The sequence below is a fragment of the Klebsiella michiganensis genome (assembly GCF_002925905.1).
Lineage (GTDB): Bacteria > Pseudomonadota > Gammaproteobacteria > Enterobacterales > Enterobacteriaceae > Klebsiella > Klebsiella michiganensis.
On the sequence record NZ_PRDB01000006.1, the window covers coordinates 352,700 to 370,346 of the forward strand.

Annotated in this window: 8 protein-coding genes; 2 read left to right on the forward strand and 6 right to left on the reverse strand. The window is 59.2% G+C overall.

The window, feature by feature from the left end; all coding sequences use genetic code 11:
- Nucleotides 1–38 precede the first annotated feature (38 nt).
- Complete coding sequence (locus tag CDA56_RS16055; protein WP_048252239.1) at nt 39–599, forward strand: nucleotidyltransferase family protein; 561 nt, start codon at nt 39–41, stop codon at nt 597–599.
- A 245-nt stretch (nt 600–844) separates the two neighbouring features.
- A complete protein-coding gene (lysM, locus tag CDA56_RS16060; protein WP_025106332.1) occupies nt 845–1,294 on the forward strand; it encodes a peptidoglycan-binding protein LysM in 450 nt (149 codons plus the stop codon).
- A gap of 172 nt (nt 1,295–1,466) precedes the next feature.
- Here the strand turns inward: lysM and CDA56_RS16065 are convergent, their stop codons facing one another.
- From CDA56_RS16065 to irp1, 6 genes are all read right to left on the reverse strand, one after another.
- On the reverse strand, nt 1,467–2,435 hold the full coding sequence (locus CDA56_RS16065) for an IS5 family transposase (protein ID WP_023279773.1): 969 nt from the start codon (nt 2,433–2,435) through the stop codon (nt 1,467–1,469).
- Nucleotides 2,436–2,528: 93 nt separating this feature from the next.
- A complete protein-coding gene (gene fyuA, locus CDA56_RS16075) occupies nt 2,529–4,550 on the reverse strand; it encodes a siderophore yersiniabactin receptor FyuA (protein ID WP_103814392.1) in 2,022 nt (673 codons plus the stop codon).
- 129 nt (nt 4,551–4,679) lie between these two features.
- A complete protein-coding gene (gene ybtE / locus CDA56_RS16080) occupies nt 4,680–6,257 on the reverse strand; it encodes a yersiniabactin biosynthesis salycil-AMP ligase YbtE (RefSeq protein ID WP_103814394.1) in 1,578 nt (525 codons plus the stop codon).
- Between the two features lie 3 nt (nt 6,258–6,260).
- A complete protein-coding gene (locus tag CDA56_RS16085; RefSeq protein ID WP_103814396.1) occupies nt 6,261–7,064 on the reverse strand; it encodes a thioesterase II family protein in 804 nt (267 codons plus the stop codon).
- Nucleotides 7,061–8,158 (reverse strand): Gfo/Idh/MocA family oxidoreductase, encoded by a 1,098-nt coding sequence (locus tag CDA56_RS16090; protein WP_103814398.1) that lies wholly within the window; start codon nt 8,156–8,158, stop codon nt 7,061–7,063. Before CDA56_RS16090 ends, CDA56_RS16085 begins: the two co-directional genes overlap by 4 nt.
- Nucleotides 8,155–17,631, reverse strand: a complete 9,477-nt coding sequence (irp1, locus tag CDA56_RS16095; protein WP_103814400.1) for a yersiniabactin polyketide synthase HMWP1 — start codon at nt 17,629–17,631, stop codon at nt 8,155–8,157. The genes CDA56_RS16090 and irp1 overlap by 4 nt, the downstream gene beginning before the upstream one ends.
- Between the last annotated feature and the right edge of the window lie 16 nt (nt 17,632–17,647).

The window sequence follows — 17,647 nt, forward strand, 5'->3', positions numbered from 1 at the left end:
ATACACTTAGCGGACCGATCGCCGTTTACAGGGAAACCATGAAATATCAGGACCTCTTACAAAGCGTGTTGTTAAACGACCCGATAAGAATGAACGCGCTGTACGCCGTTCAGGCGCTGGAACTCAGCGATGGCTGGATTGGCGCCGGCTTTGTCAGAGATGCGGTCTGGGATCATCTGCACGGCTACGGGCAAAGGCCAGTTTCGGGTGATGTGGATGTTGTCTGGTTCGACGCGAAAAGCGGCAGCGCCGCCGACGATAGGGCGCTGGAAGAGAGGCTGAGCCAGCAATCATCCGCCTTTAACTGGTCGGTGAAGAATCAGGCCAGAATGCATCAACGTAACGGTAATAAACCTTATCACTCCACGGAGAATGCGTTGCTGTACTGGCCTGAAACGGCGACGGCTATCGCGGTCAGAATGGGACGTTCAGGGCTTATTGAGGTTATTGCGCCCTACGGGCTGGACGATCTGTTTGCACTCCGTCTGCGGCCCACGCCGGTATTTGCGCAGCATAAGCTGGCTATTTTCAGCCAGCGCGTCGCGGAAAAACGCTGGCTGCAGCGCTATCCAGGCCTGCAGCTGATTGTCCCGACCTGAGCCGTTTTCGCCATCACTGCGGGTTAACGCCTGATTTTATGTCATGCCCACTGGGCAGAGTACCGATTTTCCTGCCGTATCCGGGCAAATATCCTGCACGTTGACGCTTATTGATTATACTTTGATGGCAGGTTGTGCTGCTTCAGGCGGTTGCCGCTCTTGGGTAGCAGAACCGACATCCTGGAAATGGGCTTAACCGGTCTGATGAATATTTGATCGTGAAACAGTAATGGAGGTATGGAACGATGGGATTATTAAATTTTGTCAAAGAAGCGGGCGAGAAAATATGGGACGCCGTCTCCGGCGGCAGCAAGGAAGATAAGGCCGACAAGCTGAAAAAACATATTGATGGTCTTAATCTGCCTGGTGCCGAAAAGGTCAATATTGATGTTGCGGACGACGGCACCGCGACGGTTACCGGCGATGTCGGTTCGCAAGAAGATAAGGAAAAAATTCTGGTGGCGGTAGGTAACGTCACCGGCGTTGGTCAGGTTAATGACAGCGTGAAGGTGACGCAAAGCGGGGCGGAAAGTCGTTATTATACGGTGAAATCCGGCGACACCCTGAGCGCCATCTCTAAAGCGATGTATGGCTCTGCTAATGACTACCAACGTATTTTTGAAGCCAACAAACCGATGCTGACGCATCCCGATAAAATCTATCCGGGCCAGGTGCTGATTATTCCGGCGAAGTAAGCGCTGAATTCCTTCGGCAGCAGCAGGCCGATGGAATTATCTTCAAGGCCGGCCAGTGACAATATAGGTTTTGTTGCTGGCTGGGGTTGTCCCGGGCGTTCTCCTGACGTCAACGAGGCTTTGTTGAATAAATCAGATTTCGGGTAAGTCTCCCCCGTAGCGGGTTGTGTTTTCAGGCAATACGCACGCTTTCAGGCATACCTGCTTTCGTCATTTTGTTCAGCGCTCGTACCAGGGCCATAGCCTCCGCAACCTGACCATCGTAGTCACGCAGCGTCAGTGAACCCCCGAACAGCTGTTTTACCCGGTACATCGCCGTTTCCGCTATCGAGCGACGGTTGTAATCTGTTGTCCATTTCCACCGCGCATTACTCCCGGTCATTCGCTGATTAGCCACTGCACGGTTACGGTCTGCATATTCACCGGGCCAGTAACCCGCGCCTTTTCGGGGTGGGATAAGCGCGCTGATTTTCTTACGCCGCAGTTCATCATGACAGAGCCGGGTGTCGTAAGCGCCGTCTGCCGATGCTGCCCTGATTTTTCTGTGAGTCTGCCGGATAAGACCCGGGAAGGCTTCTGAGTCCGTCACATTGTTCAGCGACAGGTCTGCACAGATGATTTCATGTGTGTTGCTGTCAACTGCCAGATGCAACTTTCGCCATATACGACGGCGTTCTTTGCCGTGTTTTTTGACTTTCCATTCGCCTTCACCAAAGACCTTCAGCCCGGTGGAATCAATCACCAGATGCGCGATTTCACCCCGGGTGAACGTTTTGAAACTGACATTAACCGACTTTGCGCGCTTGCTGACACTGGTGTAATCCGGGCAGCGCAACGGAACATTCATCAGTGTAAAAATGGAATCAATAAAACCCTGTGCAGCCCGCAGGGTCAACCTGAACACGCGTTTAATGACCAGAACGGTGGTGATGGCGAGATCAGAATAGCGCTGAGGTCTTCCCCGTGATGAAGGCGTTGCCGACTCATACCAGGCCTGAATAGCTTCATCATCCAGCCAGAAAGTTATGGAGCCACGGTTGATGAGGGCTTTATTGTAGGTGGGCCAGTTGGTGATTTTGAACTTTTGCTTTGCCACGGAACGGTCTGCGTTGTCGGGAAGATGCGTGATCTGATCCTTCAACTCAGCAAAAGTTCGATTTATTCAACAAAGCCCATCAACGAGTTAAATTCGGTGATGACAGGGATGCGATTATTACATCCCTGTATCGTTGGATCAGAAGAAATCAATTCGCGTATTGATACCGACGGTGCGGCCCATATTAACCTGCGCGACGGCGCTGCTGCCGTTCATATATCCATAGGTACGGTAACGACGGTCGAACAGATTATCGACATAGACGGAAATATTCATCCGTTCCGTGGCCTGCCAGCCCAGGCTGCTGTCAAGGGTGGCGTAAGTGCCTTGGCGCAGCTGGTTGTCGCCATCGAAATAGTGCGGCCCCACCAGATTAACCGCCAGCCGGGGCATCAGTGCGCCATAGCGCGTATCAATCACGCCATTCACGCTGCTTCCCGCGCCGTAACGCGGTACGAACGGCACCCGGTTGCCGTGGTACAGCTCGCTGTCGTTGGTGAATTCGGAACGGATCATGTTACCATTGATATCCCATGACCAGCCGGGGGCAAACCGCCATTTCGCTTCCAGCTCAACGCCGGTGGCGTCGGCTCTCCCCGCGTTGCTTAAGGTCTGCATTCCGACCGGGCCAGAGTAGAGCTGCATATCTTTGGTGTGGGTATAGAAGGTGGCGGCTTGCAGCGTGACGTCGGCGGTTTCGTATCGGGTACCAATTTCATAGTTGATGGATTTTTCCGCGTTGAACGGTTTGGCATCAAGACCTGCGGTAGGCACGATATTGTATCCGGAAGGTTTATATCCCTGGGCGACGCGGGTATATACTCGCCAGTCGCCGGTCAGCAGATAGCCTGCGGAGATCTGTCCGAGTACCCGGTCGTCATTGCTTTTACCCTGGTCGCCAAATGGGTTTCCCAGCATGCTGCCGTGATACTGCGTGCTGGCTTTATCATGCGAGAAACGCACGCCGCCGCCGATGTCAAAACGTTCGGTTAAATGCCAGGTCAGATCGCTGTAGGCGGCAAGGGTTTCAGCGGTGGTATAGCCGGTGCTGCTTAAATAGGGCATCGTCGGCATATCGTAGGCGGAATTTAGCTTTTCGCGGGTGTTCTGCCGGTACAACCCAAATACCATATCCACGGTACGCGTATCGCCGAGGGTGGCGGCGCGTAGCTCCTGCACATCCTGGTTCCAGCGCTGGGGCATATTGACGATCAACGAGCCGGAAGGGAAGGTCCGGGAATAATTCTGCTGCTGCCAGGCGCCGATCAGATTGAAAACCCAGTCATCGGTAGCGTATTTACCGCTCAGCGTCTGGCTGTCAGTACAGCGCCGTAGGTACGGGTCCGGTGAACCCTCGCCGAGAGACAGCGTACGGCTCTTGAGATCATTCCATGCCACGTAGGCATCTTGTGTAGCGCGAGTGCATTCGCGCGAGGCGGAAAACCCCATTTCCCAGGGCTGGTCGTCCGGCGCCAGACGCAGTTTCACATTCCCGATACTGGCGCGGGTACCGCCTAAATCATCGCTACCGGTCGAGGGGTTAATCATCTCGCCGTCATCAACCTGGCGTAAAAGGGTCACGCTGCCGTATAACAGGCCATCCTGAATCGGGCCGCTCAGGTTGAGTTTGCTTCGATAACTGTCACGACTGCTGACGCCGCCTTCAATATAGCCGCGCGGCGTGCTGTCCGGCTGCTGGGTGACGATGTTAATGATCCCGCCCTGGGCGCTTTTGCCATATAAGGTGCCCTGCGGTCCTCGCAGCAGCTCCACGCTCTGCACATCGGTCAGCGCCTGGATGGTGTTGGTCGAAAGCTGCGGGACGCCATCGACATACAGGGTAACGGCGGGGTTATAAAAGTCCTGGGCCGAAGAGATGCCGCGTAGGGAGATCGTTGAAAAAAGCATGTTGCCGCTATTTTCAATATTCAGCCCAGGCAACACTCTGGGGAGTTTGTCACTGGCGGTAACGCCCGCGTCGCTTAACTCCGTCGCGCTGATAACGGTAGAAGAGACATTATTGGCTGATGCCGAGCGGGAAGACTGTTTGCTGGCGGTGACCACCAACGTGCTTTCGTCTTGCTGTGAGGTTTGGCTATGAGCAGCGGCCGGGAGTAAAAATCCCCCCAGAACCAGAGGATAAAACCGTGTCATTTTCATTGTTATGAATCCCTGAAAAACGGCGAGACGCCAAAATACCGATAATGGTGAATTGAAAATGATAACTATTTCTAATTGCACTGCTACCCGAAACGGGTTTATTTCCACCTGTTTCGGGTAGCGGGGCGCTTATTGGGCTGAATGGCGATAACGCTCAATGGCGAGCGCCGTCAGGCGCTTTTTATCTACCTTGCCGACGGCGGTGAGCGGCCAGTGGGTCAGATACTCAATTTGATCGGGAATCTTCCACGCGCTGATCCCCATTCGGACCAGCTTTTGACGCAGCTGTTGATAGTCAGAGGGAGTGCGTTGCGCGATGATAAACGCGCATATCCGCTCGCCAAGCAGCTTGTCCGGCGCGGCGACCACGGCGCAATCCTTTACGTCTTCCAGACGCATCAGCACCGATTCCACTTCCGCAGCGGCTATTTTCTCTCCGGCGCGGTTGATCTGCTCTTTTATACGCCCCTCAACGTACAGATTTCCCGCCTCATCGAGCCTGACATTGTCGCCCGTACGGTAAAATCCTTGCGCGGTAAAGGCCCGCGCATTGTGCTCGGGAGCGCGATAATAGCCCGTAATAGTATAAGGACCGCGCGTTAATAACTGTCCTGTTTCGCCGGGCGCAACGTCGTTCTCCTCTTCGTCAACGACGTGAATTTCATCCAGGGGAGACATAGGGCGCCCCTGGCTGTGGAGAACGGTGGCCATAGGATCGTCCAACCGGGTAAAGCAGAGCAAGCCTTCCGCCATACCGAATACCTGTTGCAGGGGGCAATCAAACGTCGAGATAACCTGCTCAGCAAGCGTTGGGTCAAGCCGGGCGCCGCCCACCTGAATGACGCGTAGCGAAGAGAGATCGCTGTCTTCCCACTCTCTGGCCTGCACCCAGAGCTGCGCCAGCGCCGGTACCAGGGCGACGTGGGTCACGCCTTGTTCAGCGATTAAAGGCATCACCTCATCGCAGCTGGCGCTGTCGGTCAATACCACTTTTCCGCCGCAGGCAAGGGTTCCCAGAATACCGGGGCAGGCCAGCGGAAAGTTATGCGCCACGGGGAGGACAGCGAGATACACGCTCTGTGGCTTAAGGCCGCACAGTTCGGCGGAGGCGCTGAAGTTATAGCTATAGTCAGCGTGCCGTCGCGGGATAAGCTTTGGCGTCCCGGTGGTGCCGCCTGAGAGCAGCAGCAGCGCGGTGCCGGCAGCATCGGGCTGCGGCCACGCCTGCCGTTCGCCGCGCAGCGAGAAGAGCGGCGTAAAATCGTCGCCTTCGGTCTCACCTGCGACCAGAACTTGCCGCAGGCAGGCGTGTTTGCGCGCCATCTGGCGGGCCAGGTCTGCGTGGCTTTCTCCGTGAATCACATAAGCGGCCGGTTGCGCCAGCGCCATCAGCGCGTCAATATCCAGCGCCCGCTGCGAGGGCATCGCCAGAACAGGGATAACGCCCAGTCTTAACAGCGCGAACAGCAGGATCACAAATGCGTTGCCGTTGGGGAGTTGGATAAGCACATGTTCTCCCGGACGCAAACCCAGCGAGTATAACCCTGCAGCAAGCTCATCGACCCGAAGATCGAGCGCGCTGTAGGTCAGCAAGCCTTTGGCATCAACGACAGCAATTCGCGAGGGATAGCGAGCCGCCCAGTGGCGCAGCTGTTCAGCAATGGGGAAGGGATACTGTTTTATCAGAGAATCAAAGGAAGAGTGCATGCGTCACCTTTCTGAAGTGCAGGACCGATTTTGCAAAGCGGTCGTCGCAGAAAATACGTAGGGAAAATGGTGAATAATCTGCGTAAAAAAGGCCCTGGATTGTTGCAGCAGATAAAAATGGTCGCCGTCAATCACCACCTCGCCTGCGATATGGTTCAGCCACGGACGCCAGGCCTCCATCTCCGGCCGGGAGGCTTCACGATCGCGGCTGCCGCACACGAGCAGCGCAGGCGTGTACAGCGGCGGAAAATCGTCGAGCGAGTCGTAGTGATAGTGCTCAGTAGCGTAAAAATCAGCGCGCAGAAGAGGAAGAAATAGCGACAGTAGTTCCTTGTTTTCCTGTAGTTCAGGCGAACATCCGCCGATATCGATCAGTTCAGCGATAAAGTCGGCATCTTCGCGGTCGCTGAGCCTGCGCCGGGAATGCAGATGAGGGGCATGGCAGCCGGAAATAATCAGCCCTTGTGGGGGAAGCCCCCGTTGTTCCAGAAGCCGGCAGGTTTCAAACGCCACCTGCGCGCCCATGCTGTGCCCGGCAAGTAAAAGCGGGGCGTCAGGCGATACGCTCTCTTCCAGTTCGTCCGCCAGCAGCGACGCCAGTTGCGTAATGCTGCTGAGCGGCGCCAGATGGCGCAGGCGATCGCGCCCCGGCCAGGTCACCAGGGAAAGCGCGATCTCCGCCATGGGGTGGTCTCGCCAGCGGCGAAACGCGCTACTGCTGCCGCCCGCGAAGGGGCACATCACCAGATGCGCCGTACTGGCGTTGCGGGCGGGCCATAACGGTATACACATGGCAGATTGCATCACCGGGACTCCTCATCGTGGCGGTAGAAAGCCGGTAACCGGTCGTGACGCGGCGGCGTCAGATGTCGGATCTCCGCATGGCCGGTCTCACGTAAAATCTGCTGCCATAAATGTGATAACGCGAGCTGATGAGCGGAGTGGCAGGCCGCCGGCAGATTTCCACCCCCCAGATGGCAGCGCAGCTGCTGTAGCAACCTGCCGACCCCCTCCGGTCCGGCGGTTTCACAGCAATCACGCCAGCTCAGGGGAGCCGCGCTGCGCGTCTGACCCGGCGGGTCGCGCAGGATCTCCGGCCTGCGGTAGAGACTACGAACATTCGCCTGATGTTCTGCGACAAACAGGCTGGATGACCAGACCACGGGGCCGTAGCTTGCCTCCAGCGAAAGATGACCTTCCGGCCAGCCCAGCAGCAAACGGTGCATAATCAGGCTGTGCATATCAGGATCGTCAGGATCGAGATAGCGCTGAAGTAGCAGACAGGCTTCTCCCGCCGGCCAGAAAAGTCTCAGACAGTGAAAGTCGCTAAAGCTACCGACCACTTCGCACGCCACGCTGGCGGCATCAACCTCTAGCGCCAGCAACAACAAATCCAGCGTGGAGTAGAGCAACTGTCGGCTGGTGGTAGCGTGAGCAACCGACGGCGCCTGATCCAGGCTGCGACGTAACCGCTGCGCATCCCCGAGCCAGGCGCGACCCGCACGCGCGTGCGGATAAAACGTGTTGACCCAATAGCAGCGGCCCCGTTCCTGCGCCAGCGCTTGTAAAGAACGGACGTCATCCGGGTGGAGGGGATGCTCCTGAATCACGTGCACGCCGCGGGTCAAAAAGTGCCGGGCAAGCTGGGTTCCGCTCCCGCCGGCGACGGTTGAGCGCACGACGATACAGGCGATATCCGGCATCTCGGCGATCTGTTCCGGCGAGGTATACAGCGGGATTCCAAACGCATAGGCCAGCTCTCTCGATCGCGCGCTTCCCTGGGACAGAAGACCAACCAGTTCCAGCCCCTCCTGGGGCTGCATAAAGGCGTTGAGGTACATTTCGCCAAATTTAGCGCCCACAATCAGTACGCGTTGCTTAGGGGCGGCGGACGGCATCATAACGTGTTCTCCGGTTGCGTTGAGGTTGCGCCGAGCCAGCGCTTTATATGCTGCGCACAGGTCTGAACGTGGGGGGGCTCCAGCATGATTTGCCAATGGCTGGCTTTAATCGCATAGCTGTCGGCGCGGTCTATCCAGGTTTGCCATTCGGTTTCCGCTGGCGTCCAGCGCGCGTGTCTCATCGCGGCATGCACGATGAGACAGGGGAGCGGAACGGTTTCGTCCGGCGTATGCTCGGTCAGTAAGCGCAGCAGATGCGCGATGTTGTCGATCCACGCTTCCGCCGCCTGCAGCGTCAGGTTTTGCGCCATTATTCCCGCCGTTCTGGCAAGGTCGATAAAATCGGCAAGCTGGCGGTCGGGCGTCAGCCGATCGAAATGTTCCGGCAGCGCCAGCGGCGTATCTCCTTCGGCTAACAGCCGCAGCAGGGCCGTCCGGTTTGCGCAACGAAAATCCTGTCGACACACGGGATCGATTAACGCCAGCCGTACCTGCTCGCCTTTGGCATCCAGTCGCTGCGCGGCGCCCGCCGCAAGAAAAGCGCCATACGACCAACCCGCCAGAACATAAGGGCCGTGCGGCTGCTGGCGGCGGATACTCGCGACATACTCATCGATCATCCGATCAAGCGTGGCAAAACGCTGCGGCGATTTTGCCTGCAGGCCGAAAACGGGCATATTCAGCGCGCTGGCGAGCGGCAGCCAGGCGCTGATATCGCCGTCTGAAGCATGGAAAACAAACAACGTTTCGTCGCCACCGCCCTGGCAAATGGGCACAGGATTCTCCTCTCCCGACGAACAGGACTGCAGATGGGCGCAGAAGTCGCTGAGCGTTGAATGGGTGAACAGATCCTGAAGGCTGGCGCTGGCAATCCCTCTGCGGTTCAACTGCGCGACCATCCTTGTCGCCATCAGGCTGTCGCCGCCCAGCGCGAAAAAGTCGTGATGTCTGGCCACGGCGCGAGACAGCAGCGTTTGCCAGAGTTCAGCGACCTGTTTTTCCAGCGCCGGATCTCCCCCGGAGCTCGGTGTCGATTCGGCTGGCGCAATCTGTGCGTCAGGTGGGGCCGATAGCGGAGTAAATAACGTTTCTCGCTGCCGGATCTGCAACGCGGGCAGGGTGGCGCCAAAACGCTGCTGCAGATAGCGGCTCACGGCTGCTTTATCCGGGCGATTCACCCCAGGCGAACGTGCGACCAGCAGATGCTGGCGCAGCGGCGACGATTCCTGCGGCGGCCAGGCCAGTTCGTTGGCAAAACCGGCCTGCACAAGCACTTCCTGCCACGCCGAACGGGTGAGCATAGGTTTTTCATCCCGGAGGCGGAAATCGCGGTATCCGCTTAACCCTTCGATAAAGCCGACGCTCGCCAGCTGGAATATGCTGTTTCGTTCCGTCGCTTCCACGATCAGCAGACGTCCGCCGGCTTTCAGCAACCGCTTTAATCGGCGCAACGACTGTACGACATGGCTGGCGTCGTGAAGCACGTTGACGGCAATAATCAGGTCGTAACCCGCCTCGGGGTGGGCGGTAAAATCCAGCGGCTGGTTGATATCGAATAAGGCGTAAGACACCCGCGATTCATCGTGGAAACGGGTTCGGGCGTCGTTGAGGAACTGCGCGGAGACATCCGTGAAGTGGTATGACAGCCGCGTGTTTCGCGTGGCCTTCAGCACCGGTTCCGCGGTGGCTGCGGTTCCGGCGCCCACCTCGAGGATCCGTTCTGCGCCGCAAAGGGCGGCAATCTGCGCGGTATAGCGATTCAGACAAGCGCTGGCGGGGTTTTCGCGATACAGCGCGTCGGTTACGCGCAACGACTCGTTGAACAGCAGTTCCAGCGGCGAACACTGCCCGGAGAAGAGGTCGTCGTGCCGGGCGATGCAGGCGACAAGATACTGCGCCAGCGCCTGGCTCCAGTGGGTTTGCGGGCAAGCTTCGTGAGGTTCGGGAATTTCGCTGAGCGGAATGCGGCAGCGCCAGCTATCCCCCTCGCGCACTAACCATTCTCTTTCCGCCAGACACTGCAGCCACTGGCGTAGCAGGCGCCGGTGTGACGCTTGCGCGCCCAACGCCTGTACTATTTTGCCAAATGGGTGGGCAACCTCCGGGGTGGTGAACAGACGGTGGCGATATAGCGTTGCGGCAATCCCCTGCAGCGCACGCGCCTCCAGCCAGCGCCAGGTCGCTTCCAGCTCGTCAAGTTGCGTCTGTTCAGGCAACGGCAGCGCCAGTGAGGCGAGATCGTGCTCATCATGTAACGGCGCTGAGGGCGGTGGATCCTCGGTCATAACGATATCCAGGGTTAACGCGCCATTTTCGCTTAATTCCGCTCTGGCCTGTTGGATGCAGGGGTATTCCTGCGCCGCTTGCTCAATATCCCGCAGATCGTAGTCTGTCTGCGCGTTCAGCGGCCAGCGGCGGCGGGGAATGTGTTCGGCAATCCCGCTGTCCATGGTCTCCAGGACTTCAGGGGTGGCAATGGCGGCCTGCAGGATGGCGCAGTAGTCATTAAACATCGCTTCAGCCGCGCCCGGTTCCAGCACGTTATCCATGCAGTACCAGCTAAACGTCAACGCGCCATCGCTCTCCATCACCTGATGATCCAGCCAGACCTGCGGCGTTTGCGTAAAGACATAGCAGGGTTCGCCGAACAGATGACTCATTGCCCGGTCGATAGCCATTCCTTCCAGCGTCATCCCCAGCATGCTGGTAAACACCACCGGCATCAGCGGTTGACGCTGGGATCCGCGCTGGCGCCCCAGCTCGCGGATCGCCTCAACGCCGTTCACTTCGCTGTGCGCCATGTTTTGCCAGAGACGCTGCTGGGTCCGTTGCATCTGCTCCTGCAGCGTTAGCGGCGTTGAGAAGTTAAAATCAACCAGCGTGACGGAGGTAAAATCCCCGATCAACTGATTGATTTGCGGGTGGATCGGCTGGCGATTGAAGAACGTCAGGTTCAGCGTAAATGCCGTGGTACGGCTCCAGCGCTCAAGGGTGGCGGCAAACAGCGTGAGCAGCGCGGCGGAGGGGGTGACGCCCTGCTGCTGCCAGCGTTGTTTCGCCGCCTGCCACTCTTGTCTATCAAGCGTCGAAGTGAACGTGGTGAAGTGCGGGGTTTCCGGCGGAGTCTCCACCACCGGCAGTTCCGGAGCTGAAGGCAGTTGCGGCAGTTTTTCCTGCCAGTAATCCCAGGCATCGTGCCATGCTGTTGTTTGTCGGCGCGCCTGTTCAGCCATCACGTAATCGCGGAAGGTGATATCGAGCGGCGGCAGCGTTTCTCCGCGCCATACCTGGGCCAAATCGTCCATCATGACTTTAAAGCTCTGCACATCGAACTGCAGAAGATCGAGGTTCATGTGCAGGCGGTAGCGGCAATCGTCGATTTCGCTGACCACCAGCTCAAAGAGCGGCCACTGGTCGGCAGGTAAAACGCGATAGCTCAGTTCATGGCGCCGTTTTTCCAGCGCCTGGCACTGCTCTTGCGGGGAAAGCGCGCGCAGATCGTCGCGCGGGATACGATACGTCGGGGTTGTCGCCAGAACGCGCTGTTGTCCATCTGCATCCACCACCATCCGCAGCATATCGTGGCGGGCAATGAGCTGGTTCCATGCTTTCTCCAGTACGGCGAGATCGAACTCATCGTGGCGTTTATCCCATTCAAACAGCACGTGACAGGCAACGCCGCCATAGCCAATAAGATGGGTTCTGCCCAACCAGTAGGCATGCTGAATCGGCGTCAACGGGAAGGGCGCGTAACGCTCAGCGGCATCGTGCTGCAACGCTTCCGGCGGCGATACGGCAGGCGCCGTCTCTGCCTGAGAACAGATAAGCTGTGTGAGCCCGTGCGGCGAGAGATCCTGCCACGCCCGTTCCGCGTTGATGCGTACACCCAGGTCATGTTGAATATCGCTGCTGAGTTCAAGAAAGAGCAGCGAGTCCATTCCCAGCTGTAACAGATCCTGATCTGCGTTCAGCGAAGCAGGATCGTTCAGTCTTAGCTGCACCGCAATGCGATTTTTCAGCCATGTCATCACCGCCGCTTTATCGCTGATGCTACCGTGAAAAGCATGGTTATCAGCGGGAGTCGCGGCCGGAATCGCGGCGTGTTCTGTTGCTGCGGCGTTAAACAGAGCCTGCTGCAGCGGGGGCATTTTGTCGGTGAAAACGCGCATGGCCAGTCGCCAGGCGGCGCCGCGCATCACCGCTTGTTCAAGGTGCCAGCGCCCCTCGGCATCGCTTAACGCGCCCATGCCACGATCGGCAAGGGTCGTCAGCATCTCTGTCGTAGCCGCCCGGCCGCTTTCTCCCCATGCGCCCCAGGCGATGGAGAGCACTTTCGGCGTATCAAGGGAGGAGAACTGCCGGGCGAGCCCGTCAAGATAACCGCAGGCCAGCGCATGGGCGCTCTGGCCTGGCGCGCCGAGGGCGGCGGCAGCGGACGAATAGAGAATCAGATAACGGGCGTCGTGGTTGCCCAGCGTTTGTAATAGCTGGCTTGCCGCCTGCGCTTTGACCGCGAAAACGGCGGCCAGCTGGTGGTCATCGAGTTCCTGCAAGGGCCCATCAGCCAATACGCCAGCGGTATGAATCGCTCCGGCAATGCCGCCGCTGGTCACCAGTTCATCAAGAACACGGGCCAGCTCTCCGGCATCACCCACATCACAACGGCAGACGCGAATCTCCACGTCCGCTGTGTCGCCTGGCCATGACGCATCCACGCGCGGCGCCAGTAGCGCGATGCGGCGCGCCCCTTTTTCTCTGAGCCAGTTCACGGCAAGGCGGCCCAGTCCGCCAAACGCCCCGGTCACCAGATGCCAGCGGTTATCGCCGGCAAACACCTTCGCCGGTAATTCGGCGGCGCATCCCGCATTGGGCGCCAGCGAAGGGAGCCAGAAGCCATTATCCCGGGCTGCAAGCCAGCGTTGTGACAATGAAACAGCGCTTAATCCTTGACGCAGCGTTTCCCACGAGGCGTTTTCAGCCATATCGATAGCGGCGATTAACCGTTCCGGCTGTTCGTTGGCCGCGACGCGAAGCATAGCCCACAGCGCGTGATGGGCCGCTGATAGCGCCTCGTTTTCCTCGATTCGCCACGCGCGGCGGGTGACGACAATCAAGCCGCCTGGGCTGGCGGTGAGCGCCTCTTTCACCTGTGTCGCTAACGCCAGCGTCTCCTCGCTCTCGTCGACAATCATCAGGACAGAAGGGGCCTGCGGATCGTGAAGAATGCCGTATTGCGCCAGCGCCTCTTCGTAGGCAAGGGTACCGGCGCTGAGGCGGAATACCAGCGGGCGGCTATTACTGTCGATGCTGAGGGGCCTCCAGCGCCAATGATAATGCGTCTGCGGCGCAGGAAGAGGCGCGTCGGGCGCCAGCGGCAGCCACTTGCCGTCTGGATGACGGGCTTCCACGCGCATCTCGCCGCGGGAAAAGGCTGCGTTTCGCCAGCTTAAGCGCACCTCCCCCAGCCATTGCGGGGCGGTAACGAGGGGCGGTTTCACGGGGGAATCGTCGCCGTGCCGCGCGGAGAGGCGCCGCCAGGCCTCCTGCCAGCGGGCGGTAAACCGTTCCGGCTGACCTGCGCAATCGGACCAGTCGGCGAGATAATCAGGGTTATCCGGCAACGTCTGTTCCAGCGCGGATTCTGATGACGTGGACATCTCCTGGCCGGGCAGGGTGGCGAGAATGATATGTTCGCTCATACCGGCGGTCGGGCTGTCGTCCTGCGGAAGCCACGCTATTTTGCAGAATCCGGCGCGGCGGCACTGCTGCTGCCACTGATGGGGGGTGAGGAAGAGCTCGCCTTCGCGGGCGTCGATATCCTGTAGCGGGAGGACCAGCGGGCCGAAAACGAAATCAAACAGACGCATTGGCTGGGTGATTTCGCGCATCAGCAGGCGCCCACCCGGCTTGAGCAAGGGACGCAGATTATCGAGGGTTTGACCGATATGGCGCGTGGCATGGATCACGTTAGCCGCGACGATAAGATCGTAAGACTGCGCCGCAAAGCCCTGAGACTGCGCCTCTTGTTCGAGATCCAGCTCGTCGTAATGCACAAAGTCATAGTCGGCGAATTTCTGCTGCGCGCGGCGGGTGAACAGTGCGGAGATATCGGTGAAGTGGTACTCCAGCGCCGGTACGTCTTTGAGTTCAGGCAGCAGCCATGCGGTGGTGCCGCCGGTTCCGCCTCCGACTTCAAGAATGCGCAGCGGCTGATGGGGCTGACGCGCCTGGACGATACCCCGTAGTACCCCGGCGGCAATCTGGTTGAAATAGCGGCCAAAGCTGAATTCCTGATATAGCACCTCTACGCCGTCGGAAGCGCCTTGCGGGAAGATAATCGCCACCGGCTCTTCCGCGCCGCTCATCATGTCGTATAACCGATCGCCGGCACGGGCGATGGTATCGGGGATAGCCTGATAACCTTCACAATAATCGGCGAGTTCCGTCAGCAGAATTTCCCGCTGCTGATGTTCAATGGGGCGGGCGCGGTAGTAGCGCCCCTCAGCACAGCGGTAGTCGCCGTCGACCACGCAGTTATTTAGCAGGCGCTGAAGCAGCTGCTGGTAGCGGGGCATCAGTCGTCCATGGCGCATAATGGTGATGGCATCCACGCCGTTATCTATCGCATCGCCCGTACAGCGTTGTACCAGCCGATCGACATAGATGGCGTGCAGTCGCGTGGCGCACTGTTTAAGCGCCTCCAGACGGGGGAGTTCGAGCGCTGTCGCGGCGCTGTTGGCCACCTCTAATCCAGCGGCAAGCACAGCATCGGCAGGCTCGCAGGCGGAGGTGGCGCGTTCTTTCCAGTAACGCTCGGTCGCAAACGGATAGCATGGCGCGGAGATACGTTGCCCATCGCCTGCCAGAAGATCGGCCCACGGTAAGGTGACGCCGGCCGCGTATAGCTGGAGAAGCGCCTGATTCAGGACAGCGCTCGCCTCCTGTTTACGCCGGGCGCTGGCTATCCAGTAAGCGTCATCGCGGTATTCGCGCTGTCCGGAGGCAATCAGCTGGGCGTCGGGCCCCATTTCAACAAAAACGCGGGCACCGAGCTTGCGCGCCGCCTGAATACTCTGAATAAAACGTACCGGCTGGCGCATATGGCGGCGCCAGTAATCCGCCTGGTTGAGCGTCGCCTCGTCAATGAGTTCGGCGGTAAGCGTGGAAATCAGCGGTATTTGCCCCGGCTCGGCGAGCAGACCCGCGCAGGCCTCCTGGAAGCGATCGAGTATTGGTTCAAGTAAAGCGGAGTGCGCCGCGCCGGTTACGCTCAGGCGACGATAGTCGATCTCGTGTTGCGAAAGCGCGGCGCAAAACTCCGCGATACGGGCTTCCGGCCCGGAAAAGACCGTATGCCGGGTGCCATTGTTGGCGGCGAGATCCAGCTCGAACTGACGGGCCAACGGCATCAGCGCCTCTTCTTGCGCAAATACCGCCACCATCGCGCCGCTTGCGCACAGCTGCATCAGCGCGCCGCGCCGACATACCAGCGGCATGACCTGCTCAATGGTATAGTGTCCGCAGACAACGGCAGCGGCAAATTCGCCGACGGAGTGACCCATGGCGAAGTCGGCCTTCAGTCCTTCAGCGCGCCAGTGGGCCGCCATCGCGATTTCGAACGCGACAATCGCCGGCTGGGCCCAGGCCATATTGTCAAGCTGCGCTGAATCGGGATTAAACATCGCTTCCCGTAGCGAAGGCGTGAGCATGTCGCGACAGGCGGCAAAACAGCGCTCCAGCGTATCGGCAAACGCCGTTGAGTGCTGGTACAGAGACTGGCCCATAGTGCGCCAGTGCGAACCCTGCCCGGTAAACAGCCACACCTGTTTGCCGCTGGCGCCGTGGCCGCTATAGACCGGCGAAGTCGATTTCGCGCCAGCCCAGGCGCTGAGCGCGGCGGCGGTGTCATGATTTAATGGCGCCGCCAGGCGGAAGGGAAGATCGAGACGGCGCGCGCGTAACGCCGTGAAGGCCAGATTGTTGGCATCCGCGTTCTCCCTAAGCGCCGCGGCATAGTCCGCTGCCAGCTGCCGCAACGCGGTGTCGCTGGCGGCGCTGAGCAACAGCGCGGAACTCTTGCTGCCGTCATCCGCGGCGGGGTAGCTTATGTTGAGTTCGTCGGGCAGCGAAGCGACGATCATATGGCAGTTGGTGCCGCCAATACCGAAGGAGGAGACGCCCGCGTAGCGCACTTCGTCCTGCCACTCCTGCGCCGTCACCGGCACGGTAAAGGGGCTTTCCTCGAGCTTAAGCGCCGGGTTTGGCGTGTGAAAATTCAGCATTGGCGGAATTTTTCCGCGACTGACCGCCAGAACGGTTTTCAGCAGTCCGGCAATGCCCGCCGCGGTATCCAGGTGACCAACGTTGCTCTTCACGGAACCCAGCGCGCAGCGCTGTTGCGGCGGGCGGGGAGCGTAGACGTTGCGCAGGGCTTCTATTTCAATCGCGTCTCCCAGCGGCGTGCCGGTACCGTGGGTTTCAATGTAGCCGATCTGCCTGTCGTCGATGGCCGCCAGCATTAACGCCTCTTCGATGACCGCTTGCTGTCCTGCCACCGACGGCGCGGTATAACCCACTTTTCTGTTTCCGTCGTTGTTGACCGCGCTGGAGAGGATCACCGCGATAATCGGATCGCCTGACAGCAGCGCGTCCTTCAGGCGACGCAGCACCACGCAGCCGAGACCGTTGCCGGCCCAGGTGCCCTCTGCCGAGGCGTCAAAAGGGCGACAGTGGCCGTCGGGAGAGAAAATCATCCCGGGCTGGTAACGGTAACCCGCCTGCTGGGGGAAGGAAAGCGCCACTCCGCCGGCTACCGCCATATCGGATTCGCCTGCGCGCAGGCTTTCGCAGGCCAGATGGACCGCAACCAGCGAACTGGAGCAGGCGGTCTGTACCGATAACGCCGGGCCGTGCAGATTGAGTTTGTAGGCCGCGCGGGTGGCTATATAGTCCTTGTCATTGCCCATCAGAGACTGCAGGCCCTTGACCTGTGCGACCTCTGTCACGTTCAGGGCTTCGCGGCCGGGATAGGTGCTCATCCGCGAAGAGGCGAAAACGCCGGTCTTATGGGGGACGGCGCCCGGGGCGTAACCTGCATGCTCCAGCGCATGCCAGACCGCCTGTAAAAACAGGCGCTGCTGGGGATCTATCGACTCCGCTTCCTGCCGCGAATAGCCAAACAGGGTGGCATCGAAGCAGTCAGCGTTGTCTAAAACCGTTCCAATATTGACGTAACAAGGATCGTCAATAATGGCGGTATCCAGCCCGGCGGCCAGAAGCGCTTCGCGCGTAAAGCGTCGGCTGCATTCGCGGCCTTCCAGCAGATTTCGCCAGAAGGTTTCGCCATCCGGCGCTTCAGGAAAATGGCAGGCGTAGCCGATGACTGCGACAGGTTCGCAGTCCGGGTAGCGTTGAGCGATCGATGCATCAATGGAATCTGCTGTTGGCGCAGAAGAGAAGCGCAAGTTATCCATAATCGGTCCCGTTTCC